Origin of the sequence: Streptomyces sp. ATCC 21386, from assembly GCF_018728545.1 — a bacterium.
Taxonomy (GTDB): domain Bacteria; phylum Actinomycetota; class Actinomycetes; order Streptomycetales; family Streptomycetaceae; genus Streptomyces.
Genome location: NZ_JAAVVL010000001.1, coordinates 3,591,583 through 3,610,659, shown reverse-complemented (window position 1 = coordinate 3,610,659; position 19,077 = coordinate 3,591,583). Strand labels below are relative to the sequence as shown.

The window sequence follows — 19,077 nt, the reverse complement described above, 5'->3', positions numbered from 1 at the left end:
TGAACATTACGCCCGATCCACCGAGCTGAAACGGGGTTCGACAGCACGGTTTGGATCATTTTCCGATGAGACCGCAACCACCGCACCCCCAGAAGGAACAGCGAGAACCCGCCCCGTGGCCAGCAGAACCAGCAACGACACGGCCCCCGCCGCGCCCGGCACGACGAACCCCCACAGCGTCCCGCCCCACTCGACGACCGGCCCGGCGACGGCCGTTCCGACCGACTGGCCCACCGTGAACGTCGTCACGATCCAGGAGAACGCCTCGGTGACCGTGCCGCGCGGTGCGTGCCGGTCGACCAGGACGAACACACACGCGATCGCCGGCGCCAGGAACACTCCCGCGAGGGTCGTCAGCCCCGTCATCCCCACCGGGCCCGGCATCAGCGTCAGCGGCACGTAACACACCGCCAGAAGCGCCACCAGCGCCTGCAGACGCCGTTCGGGCGCCCCGGTCCACTGCCGCGCGCCGTACGCCGTGCCGCCCACCAGCGCCCCCAGGCCGACACCCGCCATCAGCCATCCGTACACCGCGTCCCCGCCGTGGCCGTCCGCGTACGACACGGCGGCGACGGTGATCGAGCCGAGCGCGACACCGACGAAGAGGAAGGCGGCGAGGAGGGACAGCAGCCCGGGCGAACGCAACGCGCCCAGCCAGTGCGCCTCACGCGGGGCGGACCGCCAGGCCCTCGAAGGCGGCGAGAGAACCACCCACAGCGCCCCCAGCACCCCGACGACACTCAGCACCACCAGCGCGGCCGACGCCGACCACAGCGCCACGCACAGCGTCACCAGCAGCGGCCCGACGGTGAACATGAGCTCCTGCGCCACGGCGTCCATCGCGTACGCCGTGTGCACCTGCTCCTCCCTGCGCAGCACCGAGGACCACAGGGCCCGCAAGCCGCCCTCCAGCGGCGGCGTGCACAGCCCCGCCACCGCCATCGCGAGGTACGCCACCCCCAGCGGATCCAGCCCGGACAGCGCGAAGACGACCATGGCGAGGGCGGAGGCGACCGCCGCCGGGAACTGCACCCGCGGCTGCCCGTACAGGTCCACCAAGCGCCCCAGCAGCGGCTGCCCGACGGCGTTGGCGAGCCCGTACGCCGCCGCGAGCGCGCCCGCGAGGCTGTAGGTGCCGCCCTCCGCGCGGACGAAGAGCACGATCGCGACGGCGGCGGTGGCGTTCGGCAGCCGGCCCACCAGTGTTCCGGCGAGCAGTCGCGCGGCGTGCCGCGTCCTGAGGATCTCGAGGTATCCGGCGGCCATGTCCTGCCTCTCGACGGGCTCTCGCGAGCGACGTGTTACGTATAACGTCCCTGCGTCATACGTACCATGTGGCCTGACCACGAGTCCAGACGAGGGAGCAGGCCGACGGTGGCACGAGGTAGTACCCGGCCCACGAGCCGTGACGTCGCCCAGGCCGCCGGCGTCTCCCAGGCCGCCGTCTCCCTAGTCCTCGGCGACAAATGGCGCGGCCGCGTCTCCGAGACCACGGCCGAACGCGTACGACAAGCCGCACGCGAACTCGGCTACCGGCCCAACCTCGCCGCGCGCAACCTCCGCCTCGGCCGCACCCGCACCGTCCTGCTGGTGGTCCCCGCCCTCACCACCGAGTTCTTCGCCGGCGTCTACACGGGAGCCGCCCGCGTCGCCGCCCGCCACGGCTTCGGCGTGGTCCTCTACCCCTCCCCAGAGGGCGTCGGCCCCGCCCGCGACCCCTTCGCCTCCGCCCAGGCCGCCCTCGACGGCGTGATCGCCTCCTCCATGGCCGCGGACGCGCTCACCGCCATCCGCGGCGACCAACTGCCCCTCGTCATGCTGGACAGCGACCCCGACGGCAGCCTCGGAGCCGCGACCGTCAACCTCGACATCCGCGACGGCATCCGCCAGGTCACCGAGCACCTGCTCGCCCTGGGGCACCGCGACTTCCTGCACCTCGCCGCGGACATCCCCTCCTGGACCTTCCGCGTCCGCGCAAGGGAACTCGCGGCACGCGTGGCCTCGGTACCGGGCGCGACCCTGCGGACGGCCGCGGCGCCGATCTCCATCGAGGAGGCACGGGCCGCGACGGAGGCAGCCCTGACCGGCACCCGGAGACGCCCCACCGCCGTGGTGTGCGACGACGACAAGCTGGCCGCCGGGGTCTACAAGGCCGTACGGCGCCTCGGGCTGCGGATCCCTGAGGACGTGTCCGTCACCGGACTCGACGACCTCGCCCTCGCCACCGCCCTCGACCCCGAGCTGACGACCGTACGGCTGGACGCGGAGCTGTTCGGGGAGCGCGGGATGGAGGCCCTGCTGGCCGTCCTGGAGGGGCGCACACCGGCGGAGGGGGACATCCCGGTGGAGCTGGTGGCGCGGGGCTCCACGGCACGGGCAGGGGGCTGAGCACGCGCCCTTCAGGGCGCGCAGCCAACGGCACCGAACGCCGCGCGCCCCGGCCTGAGTCGGCCGGGGCGCACTACGGACGGGTCGTGCGGACGCTGGTGCTACTCGTCGTCTTCCTCGGAGCTCTCGGCCTCCGTGGTGGCGCCCCCCGCCTCCAGCAGACGGTCGAGCTGACGGCCCACGATGCGCTTGAACTTGCGCTGCTGCGGGCGCGTACGGTCCAGAACCGCCACCTCCAGGCGCTCCGCGGGGATCTCCCGCTGCGTGCCGTTGGTGTCGCGCGACAGGGCCTGGACGGCGAGCTTCAACGCCTCCGCCAAGGACATGCCGTCCTGGTGCCGCTGGTCCAGATAGCTGCTGATCTGCTCGGCGTTGCCACCGACCGCGACCGAACCGTGCTCGTCCACGATCGACCCGTCGTGCGGCAGCCGGTAGATCTGGTCGCCCTCGGGGGTCTCCCCCACCTCGGCCACGACCAGCTCCACCTCGTACGGCTTCTCGGCCGCGGAGGAGAAGATCGTGCCCAGGGTCTGGGCGTAGACGTTGGCGAGACCCCGGGCGGTCACGTCGTCACGGTCGTAGGTGTAACCACGCAGGTCGGCGTAGCGCACACCACCGATCCGCAGGTTCTCGTACTCGTTGTACTTGCCGGCGGCCGCGAAGCCGATCCGGTCGTAGATCTCGCTGAACTTGTGCAGCGCGCGGGACGGGTTCTCGCCGACGAACACGATGCCGTCGGCATACTGCAGCACGACCAGGCTGCGGCCACGGGCGATGCCCTTACGGGCGTACTCCGCCCGGTCGGCCATCGCCTGCTGGGGTGAGACATAGAACGGCGTCGACACCGGTTATCCGTCCCTTTCTGTCGAAGTCACTGGATCACCTTGATAAAGAGGGGCCGTCGAGGCCGAACCGGCTAGAGCAGCGCGGCCCGGGGGCCGTCCGGCTGCTCCAGACGCCGCTCCAGGATCGAGCGGGCGATCTCGGAGGACTCCTCATCGGTGAGCCGACGGAAGCCGTCCTCGGTGATCACGGTGACGATGGGGTAGATCCGGCGGGCGACATCGGGACCACCGGTCGCCGAGTCGTCGTCTGCCGCGTCGTAGAGGGCCTGGATGACGAGGGTCGTCGCCTCGTCCTCGGAGAGATCGGCACGGAACAGCTTCTTCATCGCACCGCGCGCGAAGATCGAGCCCGAGCCGGTGGCCGCGTACCCGCTCTCCTCGGAACGGCCGCCCGTCACGTCGTACGAGAAAATGCGGCCCTTCTCCCGGTCCACGTCGTAACCCGCGAAGAGCGGGACCACGGCCAGACCCTGCATGGCCATGCCGAGGTTGGAACGGATCATGGTGGAGAGCCGGTTCGCCTTGCCCTCCAGGGAGAGCTGCGCGCCCTCGACCTTCTCGAAGTGCTCCAGCTCCAGCTGGAACAGCTTCACCATCTCCACGGCCAGACCGGCCGTGCCGGCGATCCCGACGGCCGAGTACTCGTCGGCCGGGAACACCTTCTCGATGTCCCGCTGGGCGATCATGTTCCCCATCGTGGCCCGGCGGTCACCGGCGAGCACCACACCACCGGGGAACGTCACGGCCACGATCGTCGTGCCGTGCGGAGCTTCGATGACGCCCTGGGTCGGCGGCAGCTGCCGCTTGCCGGGAAGCAGCTCCGGCTGGTGGTCCGACAGGAAGTCCATGAAGGACGACGACCCAGGCGTCAGGAAGGCAGCTGGTAGACGCCCGGTGCTACGAGTGTTGGCTTCCACGAAGTTCCCTCCAAGTAGGCGGCAGCCCGACGAACAGCGTCGGGATCGTCTCCCAACTTGCCGATGGCCGAATTACAGTTGAAGCACAGTACGCCTCGGACCCTACCCGTCTTGTGGCAGTGATCCACATGCACGGCCGGGGCTTTCAGGCAGATCACGCAGAGCCCCATCTGGGACGCGACCATCTCGTCGCGTTCGGCTTCGGTGAGGCCGTAGTTGCGCTTCAGATGCCCTGCGCGGCCCTTGACCGCACGGCAGGCCTTGCAGCTCGTCGAGACGCCGTCGGAGGCCGTTGCGTTTCGATGCCACTCACTGTGCGGCTTGACCTGGCCACAGCAACGACAGAACTTGTGCCCTTCAGGCGTCTCCACGCGCGGTCGCACCTTCTTGCCTTTGGCCAGCTGCCGCGCCTGGTGGTACTCCGCCCAGCACTCCCGGCAGTAGGCCTGCAGCCCGTCACGGGCCGACTTGTTACTGGCGAAGGCTGCTCGCGGCTTGTGCTCCTTACACCGCGAGCAACACTTCACGCCCTCTTCACTTGCCAACCCGTACACCCCCATCGCCTTCAAATCAAAGGCTACTGGCCGCCCTTCTGAACGAAACTTCGAACGAAGTCCTCTGCATTCTCCTCGAGGACATCGTCGATCTCGTCCAGAACCGAGTCCACGTCGTCGCTGAGCTTCTCCTGCCGCTCCTTGAGGTCTTCCGATGCCTGCGCCTCCGGCGCCGCCTCGGTCTCCTCGGTGGAACGGGTGGCCTTCTGCTGGCCGCCGCCGGTGTCCTTGGTCGCCATAACCCTCACCCCGCTCTGTTTGCCCGACATGGTCGGCAGGTCGGCTTTCCTGCCGATCGGTGATGATCAGACCCTACAAGCCGGGTCCGACATTGGCCCCGTCGTTTCCACAACGTCCGGGGGCCACCTCGATGATTCCCGGACGGCGGTGTTTCCACCCTGCTCGGCTGATCACGATTGAAGCCCGGTTCAGTGCCCGGACAACACCCTGACCAGGTCTTCTGCCGTGCGGCAGCGGTCCAGCAGCTCCTTGACGTGATTTCGCGTTCCGCGAAGCGGTTCGAGGGTTGGGACGCGCTGGAGCGAGTCCCGGCCCGGGAGGTCGAAGATCACCGAGTCCCAGGAGGCCGCCGCGACGTCGTCCGCATACTGCTCCAGACAGCGACCGCGGAAGTACGCACGGGTGTCCTCCGGCGGCTTCGTACGGGCCTCGTCGACGCCCTGCTCGGTCAGCAGCCGCTTCATCTTGCCGCGGGCCACTAGACGGTTGTAGAGGCCCTTCTCAGCGCGCACGTCGGCGTACTGAAGGTCGACGAGGTGGAGCCTGGCGGCGTCCCAGTCGAGGCCGTCACGGCGCCGGTAGCCCTCCATCAGCTCCCGCTTGGCGACCCAGTCCAGCTCGCCGGAGAGGCTCATGGGGTCGTTCTCCAGGCGGTTGAGGGTGTCCTCCCACCGGGACAGGACGTCCTTGGTCTGGTCGTCCGCGTCGGCCCCGAAGCGCTCCTCCACGTACTTGCGCGACAGCTCGTAGTACTCCATCTGGAGCTGTACGGCGGTCAGGGTGCGCCCGCTGCGCAGCGTGATGAGGCGTTGCAGGGTCGGGTCGTGCGAGACCTGGTGGAGGGTGCGTACGGGCTGGTCGACGGCCAGGTCGACGGCGATGAAGCCGTCCTCGATCATCGAGAGCACCAGGGCCGTCGTGCCGAGCTTCAGATAGGTCGAGATCTCCGAGAGGTTCGCGTCGCCGATGATCACGTGGAGGCGGCGGTATTTCTCCGCGTCGGCGTGGGGTTCGTCCCGCGTGTTGATGATGGGGCGCTTGAGGGTGGTCTCCAGGCCGACTTCCACCTCGAAGTAGTCGGCACGCTGGCTGAGCTGGAAGCCGTGTTCGTGGCCGTCCTGGCCGATGCCCACGCGGCCGGCGCCGGCGAAGACCTGGCGGGAGACGAAGAAGGGGGTCAGGTGGCGCACGATGTCCGAGAAGGCGGTCTCCCGCTTCATCAGGTAGTTCTCGTGCGTGCCGTAGGAGGCGCCCTTGTTGTCGGTGTTGTTCTTGTAGAGGTGGATCGGCTGGGCGCCGGGGAGCTGTGCCGCGCGTTCGGCGGCTTCGGCCATGATGCGCTCGCCGGCCTTGTCCCACAGGACGGCGTCCAGGGGATTGGTGACCTCGGGGGCGCTGTATTCGGGGTGGGCGTGGTCGACGTAGAGCCGCGCGCCGTTGGTGAGGATGACATTGGCGAGGCCGATGTCCTCGTCGGTGAGCTGGCTGGAGTCGGCGGCCTCGCGGGCGAGGTCGAAGCCTCGCGCGTCCCGCAGCGGGTTCTCCTCCTCGAAGTCCCAGCGGGCCCGGCGGGCCCGGTGCATCGCCGCTGCGTAGGCGTTGACGATCTGGGACGAGGTGAGCATGGCATTGGCATTGGGGTGGCCGGGGACGGAGATCCCGTACTCCGTCTCGATGCCCATTACTCGCCGTACGGTCATGCGGCCCTCCTTGCCCGGCGGCGCCCTCGGTCGGGGGCGCTGCTCAAGTACCGCTGGCGCTCCGGTGCGTGTGCGGTGCCCGTCCCCGCACTGCGCGACTCGGCGGTACGAAAGAGCCTAGAACGGCTCTGCGCTGGTGGGGAGATCATTTGCGTCATTGCCTTGCTCCGGCCTTCACCTGGAAAACAGTCGGCTGCGGGTACCCACTGAGGGCACCCGCAGCCGCCCTGTGTTTTACAGGTACTGTCCGGTGTTCGCCACCGTGTCGATGGAGCGTCCGGTGTCGGCGCCCTGCTTTCCGGTGATCAGCGTACGGATGTAGACGATCCGCTCGCCCTTCTTTCCGGAGATGCGGGCCCAGTCGTCCGGGTTGGTGGTGTTGGGCAGGTCCTCGTTCTCCTTGAACTCGTCCACGCAGGCCTGGAGCAGGTGGGAGACGCGGAGGCCCTTCTGGTTCTTGTCGAGGAAGTCCTTGATCGCCATCTTCTTGGCGCGGCCGACGATGTTCTCGATCATGGCGCCGGAGTTGAAGTCCTTGAAGTAGAGGACTTCCTTGTCGCCGTTGGCGTAGGTGACCTCCAGGAAGCGGTTCTCCTCGGACTCGGCGTACATGTGTTCCACTGCCGTCTGGATCATGCTCTGGACGGTGGTGGTCTTGGAGCCGCCGTGTTCGCCGAGGTCGTCCGTGTGCAGCGGGAGACGCTCGGTGAGGTACTTCTGGAAGATGTCCTTGGCCGCTTCGGCGTCCGGACGCTCGATCTTGATCTTCACGTCGAGCCGGCCGGGGCGCAGGATGGCGGGGTCGATCATGTCCTCGCGGTTGGAGGCGCCGATGACCACGACGTTCTGCAGGCCTTCCACGCCGTCGATCTCGGCGAGCAGCTGCGGGACGATGGTGTTCTCCACGTCCGAGCTGACGCCGGATCCGCGGGTGCGGAAGAGGGACTCCATCTCGTCGAAGAAGACGATGACGGGGGTGCCCTCGCTGGCCTTCTCCCTCGCACGCTGGAAGACGAGGCGGATCTGTCGCTCGGTCTCGCCGACGTACTTGTTGAGGAGCTCGGGGCCCTTGATGTTGAGGAAGAAGCTCTTGCCCTGGGCCTGGCCGGTGACCTCGGCGACCTTCTTGGCCAGCGAGTTGGCGACGGCCTTGGCGATGAGCGTCTTGCCGCATCCGGGGGGTCCGTAGAGCAGGACGCCCTTGGGCGGGCGCAGTTCGTGCTCCTTGAACAGGTCCGGATAGAGATAGGGGAGCTCGACCGCGTCGCGGATCATCTCGATCTGGTTGCCGAGGCCACCGATCTGCTCGTACCCGATGTCGGGGACCTCTTCGAGGACGAGTTCCTCGACCTCGCTCTTGGGCACGACCTCGTAGACATAGCCGGAGCGGGGTTCGAGCAGGAGGGCGTCGCCGGGGCGGATGGTGATGTCCAGCAGTGGCTCGGCGAGCCGCACCACCCGTTCCTCGTCGGTGTGCCCCTGCACGAGGGCGCGCTCGCCGTCCTCGAGGATCTCCTTGAGGGTGACGATGTCGCCGACGCTCTCGAACTCCATGGCCTCGACCACGTTGAGAGCTTCGTTGAGCATCACTTCCTGGCCTCGCCGGAGCTCTTCCAGGTCGACGCTGGGGCTGACGTTCACCCGGAGCTTTCGGCCTCCGGTGAAGATGTCGGCCGTGCCGTCCTCGTTCGCCGTGAGGAAGACACCGAAGCCGGCCGGCGGCTGTGCGAGCCGGTCGACTTCCTCCTTGAGGGCCACGATCTGGTCGCGGGCCTCACGGAGCGTGTTGGCGAGCCGCTCGTTCTGCGCGGACACGCCGGCCAGATTGGTCTGCAGCTCGACGATCCGCTCTTCGAGAATCCTCGTGTGTCGCGGAGAGTCGGCGAGCTTGCGTCGCAGGACGGCGATCTCCTGCTCAAGGTAGGCAATCTGCCCGGCCGGGTCGTCGGACCCTCGTCCCGGGCGGATGCCGTGGTTCATGTCGTCGTCGTGGGCTGCCACGGTCCTCACCTCCTCCAAGGGGAGCTGGACGCTTCCAGACCCTACCTGGGTGGGTGTCGATTGAAACCCCTAGATCACAAAGACGGTCGGGGTGTGTCCGATCTTCACCCTTGCGCTCTCCCTCACGCCAGGGGAATACCCACCGAACATGATTGGGAAGCCGCCCCGGGTAGGGTCGAAGTGTTCAACACCCGTCAGAGCCTGCATCGTTCCCGACCGGCTCGACGGTGACTCGACGGTGACTCGACGGATGACCCGAGGCATGAGGCGGCAGGAGAGATGAGCGTGCAGCAGGAGGCCACGGCCGCGGGCGAGGCGCTCGAGGTCTGGATCGACCAGGACCTCTGCACCGGTGACGGTATCTGCGTGCAGTACGCGCCCGAGGTGTTCGAGCTGGACATCGACGGACTGGCCTATGTGAAGAGTCCCGGCGACGAGTTGCTGCAGGCCCCGGGGGCGACAACGCCCGTTCCGCTGCCGCTTCTCACGGACGTGGTGGACTCCGCGAAGGAGTGTCCTGGCGAGTGCATCCATGTACGTCGCGTTTCGGACAGGGTCGAGGTCTTCGGGCCTGACGCGGAGTGACCCGGCGGGCACTCCGCGTCGCCCTGTGTCTGCTTTCTCACACCGGGTTTGCCGGGTGATCACTGCTCGTTCGCCCGGAGGCGACCGGTGTCAGACGCTCTGTGCCCCGGCGGGGGTGGAGCGTACGAACGCCCCGTTCTTCCACTGCCACTTGACGGGGTTCGTGACGTCCGGGCAGCAGTTGGGGACCTCGGCCGACGAGTAGCCGTGCAGGGTGGCGGTGACGGTGGCGTCGCGGACGGCGAAGTCGGAGACGGTGGTGCGGTCCTTGGGGTTCACCAGGGTGGCGACGACCCGGGGCTGCGCCGCGTCGGTGGAGCGGGTGAGCACGTACACGCCGTCGGGCGGAGTGCCCATGCTGGCGTCGCAGTGCACGACGGCCACGGTCTCGGGCCGGCCGTCCCCGTCGAGGTCGCCGGAGCCCTGCTTCTTCACGACGACGCCGACGGGTCCGCAGTCGAGCGGGAGGTCCACCTCGGCGGGGTCGGGGGGCGCCACGGCGGCGGGGGCCGGCGCTGTCGCGGGGGCGGGCTGGGCCGCTCTCGCCGCGTCGGGCTGGAGGGCGGACGACAGGGCGACGACGCCGGCGAGGGCGGTGGCCGTGGCGAGCCAGTGGATGGGGCGGGTGTGCGCGTGTGCCAGTTCCGGGACGGCGGATTGCTGCACTAGGAGCGTCTCCTGAGGGTGCTGTGCCGGTTGGGATGACCCGCATGGTGCCACACGTCACAGTGGGGTGGAACGGCGGGGTACGTGGTTCCCGCAGCTTTCGAGGTGGTGCGTCAACGGGAGAGCGCCGTGGCCGAGTTCCCGGGCGCTGCGGGGAACTCGGCCACGGCAAAGGCGCGTTCGTCGTGCGTCGTGGTCAGCGGCCGGAGCCGCCGTCGGCGTTGGGTCCGGCGTAGTCCTCGCCGTAGGCGCCCTTGGCGGGGCGGCGGCGGCGCATGGGGGGCTCGACGCCGTCGGCGAGGCGACGGGCTGTGAGCAGGAACCCGGTGTGGCCGATCATCCGGTGGTCGGGGCGGACGGCGAGGCCCTCGATGTGCCAGTTGCGGATCATCGATTCCCAGGCGCTCGGCTCGTTGAAGCAGCCGATCTCACGGATGGACTCCACGGTCCGGGCGAGCTGGGTGGTGGTGGCCACGTAGCAGCAGACGATGCCGCCGGGGACGAGGGCCTTGGAGACGGCCTCAAGGCACTCCCAGGGGGCGAGCATGTCGAGAATGACGCGGTCGACCTCGGTGTCGCTGAGGTTGTCCTGGAGGTCTCCGACGGTGAGCTGCCAGGCGGGGTGGGGGCCGCCGAAGTAGCGCTCCACGTTGGCCTGGGCGATCTCGGCGAAGTCTGCGCGGCGCTCGTAGCTGTGCAGCATGCCCTGGTCGCCGATGGCGCGCAGCAGGAAGCTGCTGAGCGAGCCGGAGCCGACGCCGGCCTCGACGACGCGGGCGCCGGGGAAGATGTCGGCGAAGGCGAGGATCTGCCCCGCGTCCTTGGGGTAGACCACGGCGGCGCCGCGGGGCATGGACAGGACGTAGTCGGGGAGCAGGGGGCGGAGCGCCAGGTAGGCGACGTTCCCCGTGGTGCGGACAACACTGCCCTCGGGAGCGCCGATCAGCTCGTCGTGCGGGAAGGAACCCTTGTGGGTGTGGAAGTTCTTTCCCTCTTCGAGCGTGAACGTGTAGTGGCGTCCCTTGGGGTCGGTGAGCTGGACCTGGTCCCCGACCTTGAAGGGCCCGCGACGGCGGGCGGCACCGGTCGGTTCGGACATGTGACCCAGCGTACCGGTCCCCGGAGGGCGCGCCGACCATGGTCCGGGGAGTGGCCGCCTCAGCTGGGCCTGGCCATCGCCTTCACGAAGGCCCGTTCCACGTCGGCCGCCGACAGGACGCCGTAGATCTCCCCGGACTCCTCCACGACGAGGTACTCCGTGGCCGGGGCGGCGCGGAGGGCGTCGAGGAGTTCTTCGCCGGCGAGTTCGGCGGAGACGCGCATGCCGTCGGTGAGGTCCTGGGCGAGGCCGCTGACGGCGACCCAGGGGCGGCGGTGTTCGGGGACGCCGACGATGGCGGCCTCGCGGACGAGGGAGAGGGGTTCGCCGTCGGGGTCGACGACGACGAGGGCGCGGGCGCCGGCCTCGTTGGCGCGGCGCAGGGCCTCCGAGAGGGGGGTGTCGGTCTCGACGGGGACGGCACGGCGGGTGAGGGCGCGGGCCTGGAGTTCGGGCAGGTGTTCGCGCAGGCGGGCCATGCGGAGGCTGTTGCCGGCGCCGGTCCAGATGATCGCGGCGAGGATGGCGGCGAGCAGGGCGTCGAGGACGGTGTCCATGCCGACGCTGTCCTCGGCGGCGGAGCCGAGCACGCCGGACTGGGTGAGCAGCGGCAGACCGATGAGGACGGAGACGGCGAGGGCCCGGCCGACCCAGGCGGCGGCGACGGTGCCGCTCATGGGCTTGCCGGTGATCTTCCAGACGACGGCGCGGAGCATGCGGCCGCCGTCGAGGGGGAGGCCGGGGAGGAGGTTGAACGCGGCCACGATCAGGTTGGAGATCATCAGGCCGGCGAGCAGGACGCCGGGGACGGTGCCCGGTTCGACGGCGAGCAGGGCGACGTAGAAGACGCCGGCCAGGATCAGGGAGAGGAGGGGGCCGACGAAGGCGAGGACGAACTCGCGGCCCGGGGTCTCGGACTCCTTCTCGATCTCGGAGACACCGCCGAAGAACTGCAGCTGGATGCGGCGCACGGGCAGCTTGTAGCGCAGGGCGGCGATGGTGTGGGCGAGTTCGTGGACGAGTACGGAGCCGTAGAAGGCGACGGCGAAGAAGAGGGCGACGAGGTAGCGGGCGGCGCCGAGTTCGGGCAGAACGCGGTCGAGTTGGCCGCCGAAGACCCAGGTGATCAGGGCGGCGACCAGGAACCAGCTGGGCGCGACGTACACGGGCACGCCGAAGGGACGGCCCATGAGGATGCCACCGCCGGGCTCCTTGGGGCGCTCGGGGGGCTTGGGTGCGGTGTCCGAGTGGGCGTAGGGGCGCGCGGACGTGGCGGTGCGCTCCGGCTCGTCCGCCGGGGTGGGCGCCTTGGTCAGGTCGGTGGGGGACGCCTGCTCGGGGGCGGCGGGCGCGGGTGTTTTCGCGGGGTCGGCGGGCGCGCGGTCGCCGGAAGCCTGGGCGTTGTCGGACGGCACGCGGCCGTCGGGCGCCTCAACGGTGTGGCGCGTCTCAACGGTGTCAGGGGTCTTGGCGCTGTCAGGGGGCCCGGCGCTGTCAGGGGTCTCGCCGGTGGCAGGGGTCTCGCCGGTGTCGGCCGCCCCGTCGTCGGCGGGGGTCGTGGCCGCGGACTTCTCGGCGTTGTCGTCCGTCGCGCGGGCGGCGGGGTCCGTCGCGGAGGTCTCGTCGGGCCGGACGGCGGTGGGGTCGGGGTCGGGCGGGGTGGGGGCGTCCTGGTTCGCCGGTGTCCCGGTCGCGTCTCGATGGGCGCGCTCGGGTGCCTGCTCGCTGTCGGACCGCGGCTGCCCGCTCCCGCCGCTCGTCTCCACGATGTCCCCTCGTTCGAAGCGTCTTCCGCAGCCGGTGGCCGGGCGGAAGGGTCTGTCGTCGATGCTATGTCGTACCCGGGGCGCGTTCCGCCCCGGCACCCCCTCTGTCTTTCCCCGCGTCGCACGAGGCACACGGGTGTCGGCGGGGGTGGTGTCGGTCGGTGGTCGTCCGGGCCCGTGACGGTCACTGTCAGTGGTGGGCCGTATGGTCTGTGGTCATGGAAACCAGCACCGACGGCACCCCCGCCGTTCCTGCGGGTGGCGAGGGCGACCGTCCTGTCGTGCGCGCCGCCGCGCCGCCCGCCTCGCTGTCGCCGTCGCGCGCCAGCGATTTCATGCAGTGCCCGCTGCTGTACCGGTTCCGGGTGATCGACCGGCTGCCGGAGAAGCCGAGCGAGGCGGCGACCCGCGGCACGCTGGTGCACGCGGTGCTGGAGAGACTCTTCGACGCGCCTGCGGCCGAGCGGACGGCGCCGCGGGCCAGGTCGCTGGTGCCGGGGCAGTGGGACCGGCTGCGGGAGACCAGGCCGGAGGTCGTGGAACTGTTCGCGGACGACGCGGAGGGTGAGCGGCTGGCGAGCTGGCTGGCGGAGGCCGAGCGGCTGGTGGAGCGCTGGTTCACGCTGGAGGACCCGACGCGGCTGGAGCCGGCCGAGCGGGAGTTGTTCGTCGAGGCGGAGCTGGAGTCGGGGCTCAGGCTGCGCGGGATCATCGACCGGGTCGATGTGGCGCCCACCGGCGAGGTGCGGATCGTCGACTACAAGACGGGGAAGGCGCCGCGACCGGAGTACGCCGAGGGCGCGCTGTTCCAGATGAAGTTCTACGCGCTGGTGGTGTGGCGGCTGAAGCAGGTGGTACCGCGCCGGCTTCAGCTGGTCTATCTGGGCAGTGGGGACGTGCTGACGTACGACCCCGTGGTCGCCGATCTGGAGCGGGTGGAGCGCAAGCTGCTGGCGCTGTGGGAGGCGATCCGGCTGGCCACGGAGACCGGTGACTGGCGTCCGCGGCCGACGAAGCTGTGCGGCTGGTGCGACCACCGGTCGGTGTGCCCGGAGTTCGGTGGTACTCCCCCGCCGTACCCCCTCCAGGTGAGGTCACCGGAGTCGGCCGGCGAGGGGCAGGGCAGAATGGGGCCGGACTAGCCGAAGGAGATTTTCGTGGCCATCCGCGTCCTACTGGTCGACGACCAGCCGCTGCTGCGTACCGGGTTCCGGATGATTCTGGAGGCGGAGCAGGATCTCGCGGTCGTCGGGGAGGCCGGGGACGGCCTCCAGGCGCTCGACCAGGTGCGGGCGCTGCAGCCCGATGTGGTGCTGATGGACATCCGGATGCCCCGGATGGACGGGGTGGAGGCGACCCGTCAGATCACCGGTCCCGGGCGGGACGGCCCGGCCAAGGTGCTGGTGCTGACCACGTTCGATCTGGACGAGTACGTGGTGGAGGCGCTGCGGGCTGGCGCCAGCGGGTTCCTGCTGAAGGACGCGCCGGCCAATGAGCTGGTGCAGGCGATCCGGGTGGTGGCGGGCGGGGAGGCGATGCTCGCGCCGAGCATCACGCGCCGGCTGCTGGACAAGTACGCGGTGCATCTGCCCTCGGGCGAGGAGCCGGTGCCGGACACGCTGCACACGCTGACGGACCGTGAGGTCGAGGTGCTGAAGCTGGTGGCCCGGGGGCTGTCGAACGCGGAGATCGCCGCCGATCTGTTCGTCAGCGAGACCACGGTGAAGACGCATGTGGGCCATGTGCTGACGAAGTTGGGACTGCGGGACCGGGTGCAGGCGGCGGTGTACGCGTACGAGAGCGGGCTGGTGCGCCCCGGCGCGCAGTAGTCGGCGGCGACCTGTCAACGCCCCGAGGGCGCTCCCTTCTTGTGGAAGGGAGCGCCCTCGGTCGTACGGGGCCGTGGTGTCGGCCCGTGCTCGTGTCAGTCCTTGCTGATCTCCCAGAAGCGGAAGACGGTGGAGGCGTCCAGGCAGTACTCCAGGCCGTAGACGTCGTCGCGGACGACGGCGTACTGCTTGGCCTGCCAGATGGGGATGAGCGGGACGTCGGTGGCGACGATGTTCTGGAGTTCGGCGTACTCCTTCTCCGTGGAGGAGCGCTCGCTCTCGGCGGCGGTCTTCGTGAGGAGGTCACCGGTGATGGTGGAGTTGTCGTAGTTGTTGCCCAGCACGTTGCCCTTGCCGAAGAAGGGGCCGGTGAAGTTGTCGGGGTCCGGGTAGTCGGGCACCCAGCCCTTGACGTACACGCCGTACTTGCCGGCGGCGATGTCCTTCTCGTACCGGTCGAAGGCGACGGACTTCACGTCGGCGTCGAACAGGCCGCTGTCGTTGAGCTGCTTGGCGACGGCCTCCAACTCCTGGTCGGTGGAGGGGCCGTAGCGCGACGGGGTGGACCAGAGGGTCAGTTCGACCTTGCCGTCGATGCCGTCGGCGCGGAGCGCGGCCTCGGCCTTGGCCTTGGACGGGCGGGCGCCGTAGGTGTCGAAGAAGGCCGTGTTGTGGCCGGTGATGCCGGCCGGGATGATCGAGTACAGCGGGGTGGCGGTGCCCTGGTAGACCTCGTCGACGAGGGCCTCGCGGTCGAGGAGGTAGGCGATGGCCTGGCGGACGCCGAGCTTGCCGGTGACCGGGTCGTCCATGTTGAAGACGAGGTGCTGCACCTCGGCGCCGGTGCCGTCGACGATCTCGATGCCGCTGGCGGTGGAGGTGTCGGTCTCGATGTCGGAGATGTCGGAGGCGCTGAGGCCGCGGTAGGTGACGTCGAGGTCGTCCTCCAGCAGGGCCTTCTTCAGGGCGTCCTGGTCACCGTGGAAGAACTTGAGGGTGACGCCGCTGTTCTCGATGTCGGCGGGGCCCTGGTAGTTCTCGTTGACGGTGAAGACGGCCTCGTCCTCGCCGAAGGACTCCAGCTTGTAGGGGCCGGAGCCGACCGCCTCGCCGTCCTCGCGGAGTCCGTCGGCGTCGTAGGAGCTCTCGTCGACGATCGAGCCGGCGCCGGAGGCGATCTTGCTGGGGAAGGTGGCGTCGGCGTACTTCAGGTCGAAGCGGACGGTCTTGTCGTCCGGGGTCTCGACCTTGTCGAGCATGGGGAACATGATCGCGGGGCCGGCGTCGTCGTTGATCTTCAGCATGCGGTCGAAGGAGAACTTGACGTCCTTCGCGGTGAGCGCCTCACCGTTGCTGAACTTCAGACCCTCCTTGAGGGTGCACTCATAGACCGTGGTGCCGCCCGCCTCGAAGGAGCACTCCTCGGCGAGGTCCGGTTCGGGCTCGGTGGCGCCGTTGGGGAAGCTCAGCAACGACTGGAAGACGTTGTTGAAGAGCAGCCAGGACCCTGGGTCGTAGCCGGAGGCGGGGTCGGTGGCCAGGACGTCGTCGGACATCCCCACCACGACGTTGGAACCGGAGCCCCCGGATCCCCCCGAGTCGGAGCCACAACCGGTCAGCAGGCCGGCGGCGAGCCCTGTCGCGATGGTCAGGACAGGCCACTGGGTGCGCATGTTCACGTATGGATGCCTTGTGTCGTCGGTGCATTGCGGGCACTCCGGGCTCCCCCGAGGCGGAACGGCCCCTGCCTGGAGGGATGGTGAAGTCCGGTCAGTCGCTTCTGCCGCGGCCCAGCTCCCAGAGCTGGAGGGTGGAGGCGGCGTTGAGGGCGTACTCGGCGCCGGTGACGTCGTCGCGGGCGGCGACGTACTGCTTGCCCTGCCACAGCGGCAGGATCGGCACGTCGTCGGCGACGATGTCCTGGATGCCGGTAAGGCTCTCGGCGGCGGAGAGACGGTCGGCCGCACGGCGGGACTCGGGGATCAGCTTGCCGCGGATCTCGCTGTTCGCGTAGGGCGAGCCGAGGAAGTTGTCCTTGTCGAGGAAGGGCGCGAGGTAGTTGTCGGCGTCGGGGAAGTCCGGGAACCACCCCATGCCGTAGACCGCGTACTCGCCCTCCTGCTCGGCGGGGCGGAACGTGGACCAGGGGGTGCCCTTGATGGTGACGTCGAACAGGCCGCTGTCGTCGAGCTGCTTCTTCAGCACCTCGAACTCCTTCTTCGTGGCTGCGCCGTAGTGGTCGGTCGTGTAGTGGAGGGTCAGCTTCACCGGGGCGGTGACGCCGGCGGTCTCCAGGGTCGACTTCGCCTTGGCGACGTCCGGGTCGCCGTACTTGTTGAAGAAGGAGTTGGAGTGGCCGGTGATACCGGCGGGGACCAGGGAGAAGAGGGGTTCGGCCTGGGAGCCGTAGACCTTGGCGACGAGTTCGCCGCGGTCGATGACCTCGGCCATGGCCCTGCGGACGGCGGTGCTCCTGACCGGCGAGGCCTCGGTGTTGAAGGCGAGGTAGCGGATCTCCAGGCCGGCGGACTCGACGACGTCGATGTCGCTGTCGGCCGCGTCGGAGAGCTTGGTGATCTGCTCCGGGGTCATGGTGCGGGTCATCAGGTCGATGTCGCCGTTCTTCAGGGCGGTGCCCATGGCGTCGGCGCCGTCGAAGGAACGCAGCTCGACCTTGTCGTTCTTCGGGTCCAACTGGCCCTTGTAGTTGGGGTTCTTGGTGAACACCGCTCGGACCAGCTCGTTGTTCTCGACCTCGGCGTCCAGGGTGTACGGGCCGGAGCCGTCGACCTGGAAGCCGTCGCGCAGCTTGTCCTTGTCGTAGTCGTCCGGGTTGACGATGCCGGCGACGGGTGTGGACAGCTTGTACGGGAGGGTCGCGTCGGGGCTGTTGAGGTGGAAGATCACCTCGTTGTCGCCCTTGGTCTCGACGAGGTCGATGGTGGACAGCAGGGCGAAGACACCGCTGTCGGCCTTGAGGGAGCGGGCCCGGTCGATGGAGAACTTCACGTCCTCGGCGGTGATCGGGTCGCCGTCGGCGAACTTCAGGCCGTCACGCAGGGTGCAGACGTAGCGCTCGTTGCCGGTGTCGGTGAAGGAGCAGCGGGAGGCGGCCTCGGGTTCCGGTTCCCCGTCGCCGCGCGGCTGGACCAGGAGGGTCTGGACGGTCTGGCGGAGGATGTTCCAGGTGCCGACGTCGTACGCGTAGGCCGGGTCGATCGGGGCCGGGGCCTGCTTGGAGGCGGTGAACCGGTCGGTGGTGCCGACGACGATCGCGTCCCCGCTGTCGCCCGCGCTGTCGGTGGCACCGCAGGCGGCGAGTACCGGGGTGAGCAGACCGATCACGGCCGGCAGCACCAAGGTCTTGCGGTTCATGCGCGCTTGTTCTCCAAAGCTGGGTTCCAGGACGGCTGCCGGCGGGGTGGTGCGAGCGCGTCCTGGGAAGTACGGCGATGTTCTCGCGTCGAGATTAGCCCGCACGGCCAGAGGGTCCCGCGCACACCGGAGTTGAGTTCCCATCACGCTGCGGAACCAGGTGTGGACGCAAACGATGTAGTACCCACGGAATGTTTGGGGCACCGTTCGCCAATCGGGACACAAAGGCGCACCGAACGCCCCTGAACCGGGGGTTCGGGGGCGCCAGACGACCACTTCAGGGGCCCTGTGAAGTGGTCAACGTCACAGGTGGAAAGGTATTCCCCCGCGCGGGAATTCAGTCATCGCGGCCTGGTGAATTCCCTGTCCCGAGCGGTGTCGCGCGATCTTGGAATTCGTTGGGCTTTCAATTGGCCGTGATCGCCATCAGGTCACGCAGAAATGGCAGGTCGACCTCTTCCAGCGAGGTCACGACGGTGCGCCGGACGGCGGGGGCGATGGGGGCCACGGACGGGACGGCGACCACATGGCAGCCGGCCGCCTCCGCGGCGGCGACACCGGTGGCGGTGTCCTCGATGACCGCGCACCGGGCCGGGTCCGCGCCGAGACCGGAGGCCGCGAGCAGATAGGGGTCGGGGAACGGCTTGGTCCGCTCGACCTCGTCACCGGCGACGGTCAGCGCGAAGTGCTGGGGGCCGAGAGAGGTCAGGACGCGGTCGATGATGCGCCGGTGCGAGGCGGAGACCAGGGCGGTGGGGACGCCGTGCGCGGCGAGTTCGGCGAGGAGTCTGGCGGCGCCGGGCATCAGCGGCAGGGTGCGCTCGATACGGGCCTCGAAGCCGTCGTTGAGCAGCACCGTGAGCTCGGCGAGCGTGATGTCGGCGCCGGTGGCCTCGATGAGGAAGCCCGCGCTGCGGGTCATGGGTCCGCCGACCACGACATGCCGCCAGGAGTCGTCGAGGGTGTGCCCGAGGCCGGCGAAGACCTCGACCTCCACGTCCCACCAGAAGCCCTCGGTGTCCACCAGGGTGCCGTCCATGTCGAGGAGCACGGCCTGGAGGGCCGAGCCTTCGGCCGTACGGGTTCCTGGCGCGGGAATCGTCGTGGTCATC

General features: G+C 69.3%; 17 protein-coding genes. 4 read left to right on the top strand and 13 right to left on the bottom strand.

Annotation, left to right across the window (positions count from 1 at the left end; genetic code table 11):
* Positions 1-6: 6 nt before the first annotated feature.
* Positions 7-1,266 carry an MFS transporter gene (locus tag GWK25_RS15745; RefSeq protein ID WP_215450852.1) on the bottom strand — a complete coding sequence of 420 codons (1,260 nt, stop codon included), beginning with the start codon at positions 1,264-1,266 and terminating at the stop codon, positions 7-9.
* Between the two features lie 108 nt (positions 1,267-1,374).
* On the opposite strand from GWK25_RS15745, the gene GWK25_RS15740 reads away from it, so the two are divergent.
* Positions 1,375-2,388, top strand: a complete 1,014-nt coding sequence (locus tag GWK25_RS15740) for a LacI family DNA-binding transcriptional regulator (RefSeq protein ID WP_215450851.1) — start codon at positions 1,375-1,377, stop codon at positions 2,386-2,388.
* Between the two features lie 101 nt (positions 2,389-2,489).
* Here the strand turns inward: GWK25_RS15740 and prcA are convergent, their stop codons facing one another.
* The 6 genes from prcA to arc all read right to left on the bottom strand — a co-directional run bounded on the left by prcA (position 2,490) and on the right by arc (position 8,645).
* A complete protein-coding gene (gene prcA, locus GWK25_RS15735) occupies positions 2,490-3,233 on the bottom strand; it encodes a proteasome subunit alpha (RefSeq protein ID WP_215450850.1) in 744 nt (247 codons plus the stop codon).
* Positions 3,234-3,304: 71 nt separating this feature from the next.
* Positions 3,305-4,150 carry a proteasome subunit beta gene (gene prcB, locus GWK25_RS15730; protein WP_045557093.1) on the bottom strand — a complete coding sequence of 282 codons (846 nt, stop codon included), beginning with the start codon at positions 4,148-4,150 and terminating at the stop codon, positions 3,305-3,307.
* Positions 4,102-4,710 (bottom strand): endonuclease VII domain-containing protein, encoded by a 609-nt coding sequence (locus GWK25_RS15725; RefSeq protein WP_215450849.1) that lies wholly within the window; start codon positions 4,708-4,710, stop codon positions 4,102-4,104. The genes prcB and GWK25_RS15725 overlap by 49 nt, the downstream gene beginning before the upstream one ends.
* A gap of 17 nt (positions 4,711-4,727) precedes the next feature.
* Positions 4,728-4,943 carry a ubiquitin-like protein Pup gene (locus tag GWK25_RS15720; protein ID WP_045557092.1) on the bottom strand — a complete coding sequence of 72 codons (216 nt, stop codon included), beginning with the start codon at positions 4,941-4,943 and terminating at the stop codon, positions 4,728-4,730.
* Between the two features lie 189 nt (positions 4,944-5,132).
* Positions 5,133-6,644 carry a depupylase/deamidase Dop gene (gene dop, locus GWK25_RS15715; RefSeq protein ID WP_338133446.1) on the bottom strand — a complete coding sequence of 504 codons (1,512 nt, stop codon included), beginning with the start codon at positions 6,642-6,644 and terminating at the stop codon, positions 5,133-5,135.
* Between the two features lie 234 nt (positions 6,645-6,878).
* A complete protein-coding gene (arc, locus tag GWK25_RS15710; protein WP_215450848.1) occupies positions 6,879-8,645 on the bottom strand; it encodes a proteasome ATPase in 1,767 nt (588 codons plus the stop codon).
* Between the two features lie 279 nt (positions 8,646-8,924).
* Here arc and GWK25_RS15705 point away from each other — a divergent pair, with 279 nt between their 5' ends.
* On the top strand, positions 8,925-9,230 hold the full coding sequence (locus GWK25_RS15705) for a ferredoxin (protein WP_184896119.1): 306 nt from the start codon (positions 8,925-8,927) through the stop codon (positions 9,228-9,230).
* A 90-nt stretch (positions 9,231-9,320) separates the two neighbouring features.
* Here GWK25_RS15705 and GWK25_RS15700 read toward each other — a convergent pair whose 3' ends face one another.
* The 3 genes from GWK25_RS15700 to GWK25_RS15690 all read right to left on the bottom strand — a co-directional run bounded on the left by GWK25_RS15700 (position 9,321) and on the right by GWK25_RS15690 (position 12,761).
* The gene (locus tag GWK25_RS15700) at positions 9,321-9,896 is read right to left on the bottom strand and encodes a hypothetical protein (protein WP_215450847.1); all 576 of its coding nucleotides are present in this window, start codon (positions 9,894-9,896) and stop codon (positions 9,321-9,323) included.
* Between the two features lie 196 nt (positions 9,897-10,092).
* Entirely contained in the window at positions 10,093-10,995 is a 903-nt protein-coding gene (locus GWK25_RS15695; RefSeq protein WP_045557089.1) for a tRNA (adenine-N1)-methyltransferase, read from the bottom strand.
* 59 nt (positions 10,996-11,054) lie between these two features.
* Positions 11,055-12,761, bottom strand: coding sequence for a site-2 protease family protein (locus GWK25_RS15690; protein ID WP_215450846.1), 1,707 nt, complete (start codon positions 12,759-12,761; stop codon positions 11,055-11,057).
* Positions 12,762-12,979: 218 nt separating this feature from the next.
* On the opposite strand from GWK25_RS15690, the gene GWK25_RS15685 reads away from it, so the two are divergent.
* Both GWK25_RS15685 and GWK25_RS15680 read left to right on the top strand, forming a co-directional pair.
* Positions 12,980-13,903 carry a PD-(D/E)XK nuclease family protein gene (locus tag GWK25_RS15685; RefSeq protein WP_215450845.1) on the top strand — a complete coding sequence of 308 codons (924 nt, stop codon included), beginning with the start codon at positions 12,980-12,982 and terminating at the stop codon, positions 13,901-13,903.
* Positions 13,904-13,918: 15 nt separating this feature from the next.
* Positions 13,919-14,590, top strand: a complete 672-nt coding sequence (locus GWK25_RS15680; protein ID WP_215450844.1) for a response regulator transcription factor — start codon at positions 13,919-13,921, stop codon at positions 14,588-14,590.
* A 95-nt stretch (positions 14,591-14,685) separates the two neighbouring features.
* Here the strand turns inward: GWK25_RS15680 and GWK25_RS15675 are convergent, their stop codons facing one another.
* The 3 genes from GWK25_RS15675 to GWK25_RS15665 form a co-directional block, all read right to left on the bottom strand.
* Positions 14,686-16,269 (bottom strand): ABC transporter substrate-binding protein, encoded by a 1,584-nt coding sequence (locus GWK25_RS15675; protein WP_215450843.1) that lies wholly within the window; start codon positions 16,267-16,269, stop codon positions 14,686-14,688.
* A 91-nt stretch (positions 16,270-16,360) separates the two neighbouring features.
* The gene (locus tag GWK25_RS15670; RefSeq protein ID WP_215450842.1) at positions 16,361-17,965 is read right to left on the bottom strand and encodes an ABC transporter substrate-binding protein; all 1,605 of its coding nucleotides are present in this window, start codon (positions 17,963-17,965) and stop codon (positions 16,361-16,363) included.
* 406 nt (positions 17,966-18,371) lie between these two features.
* Positions 18,372-19,076, bottom strand: coding sequence for an HAD family phosphatase (locus GWK25_RS15665; protein ID WP_215450841.1), 705 nt, complete (start codon positions 19,074-19,076; stop codon positions 18,372-18,374).
* Position 19,077: the final 1 nt, after the last annotated feature.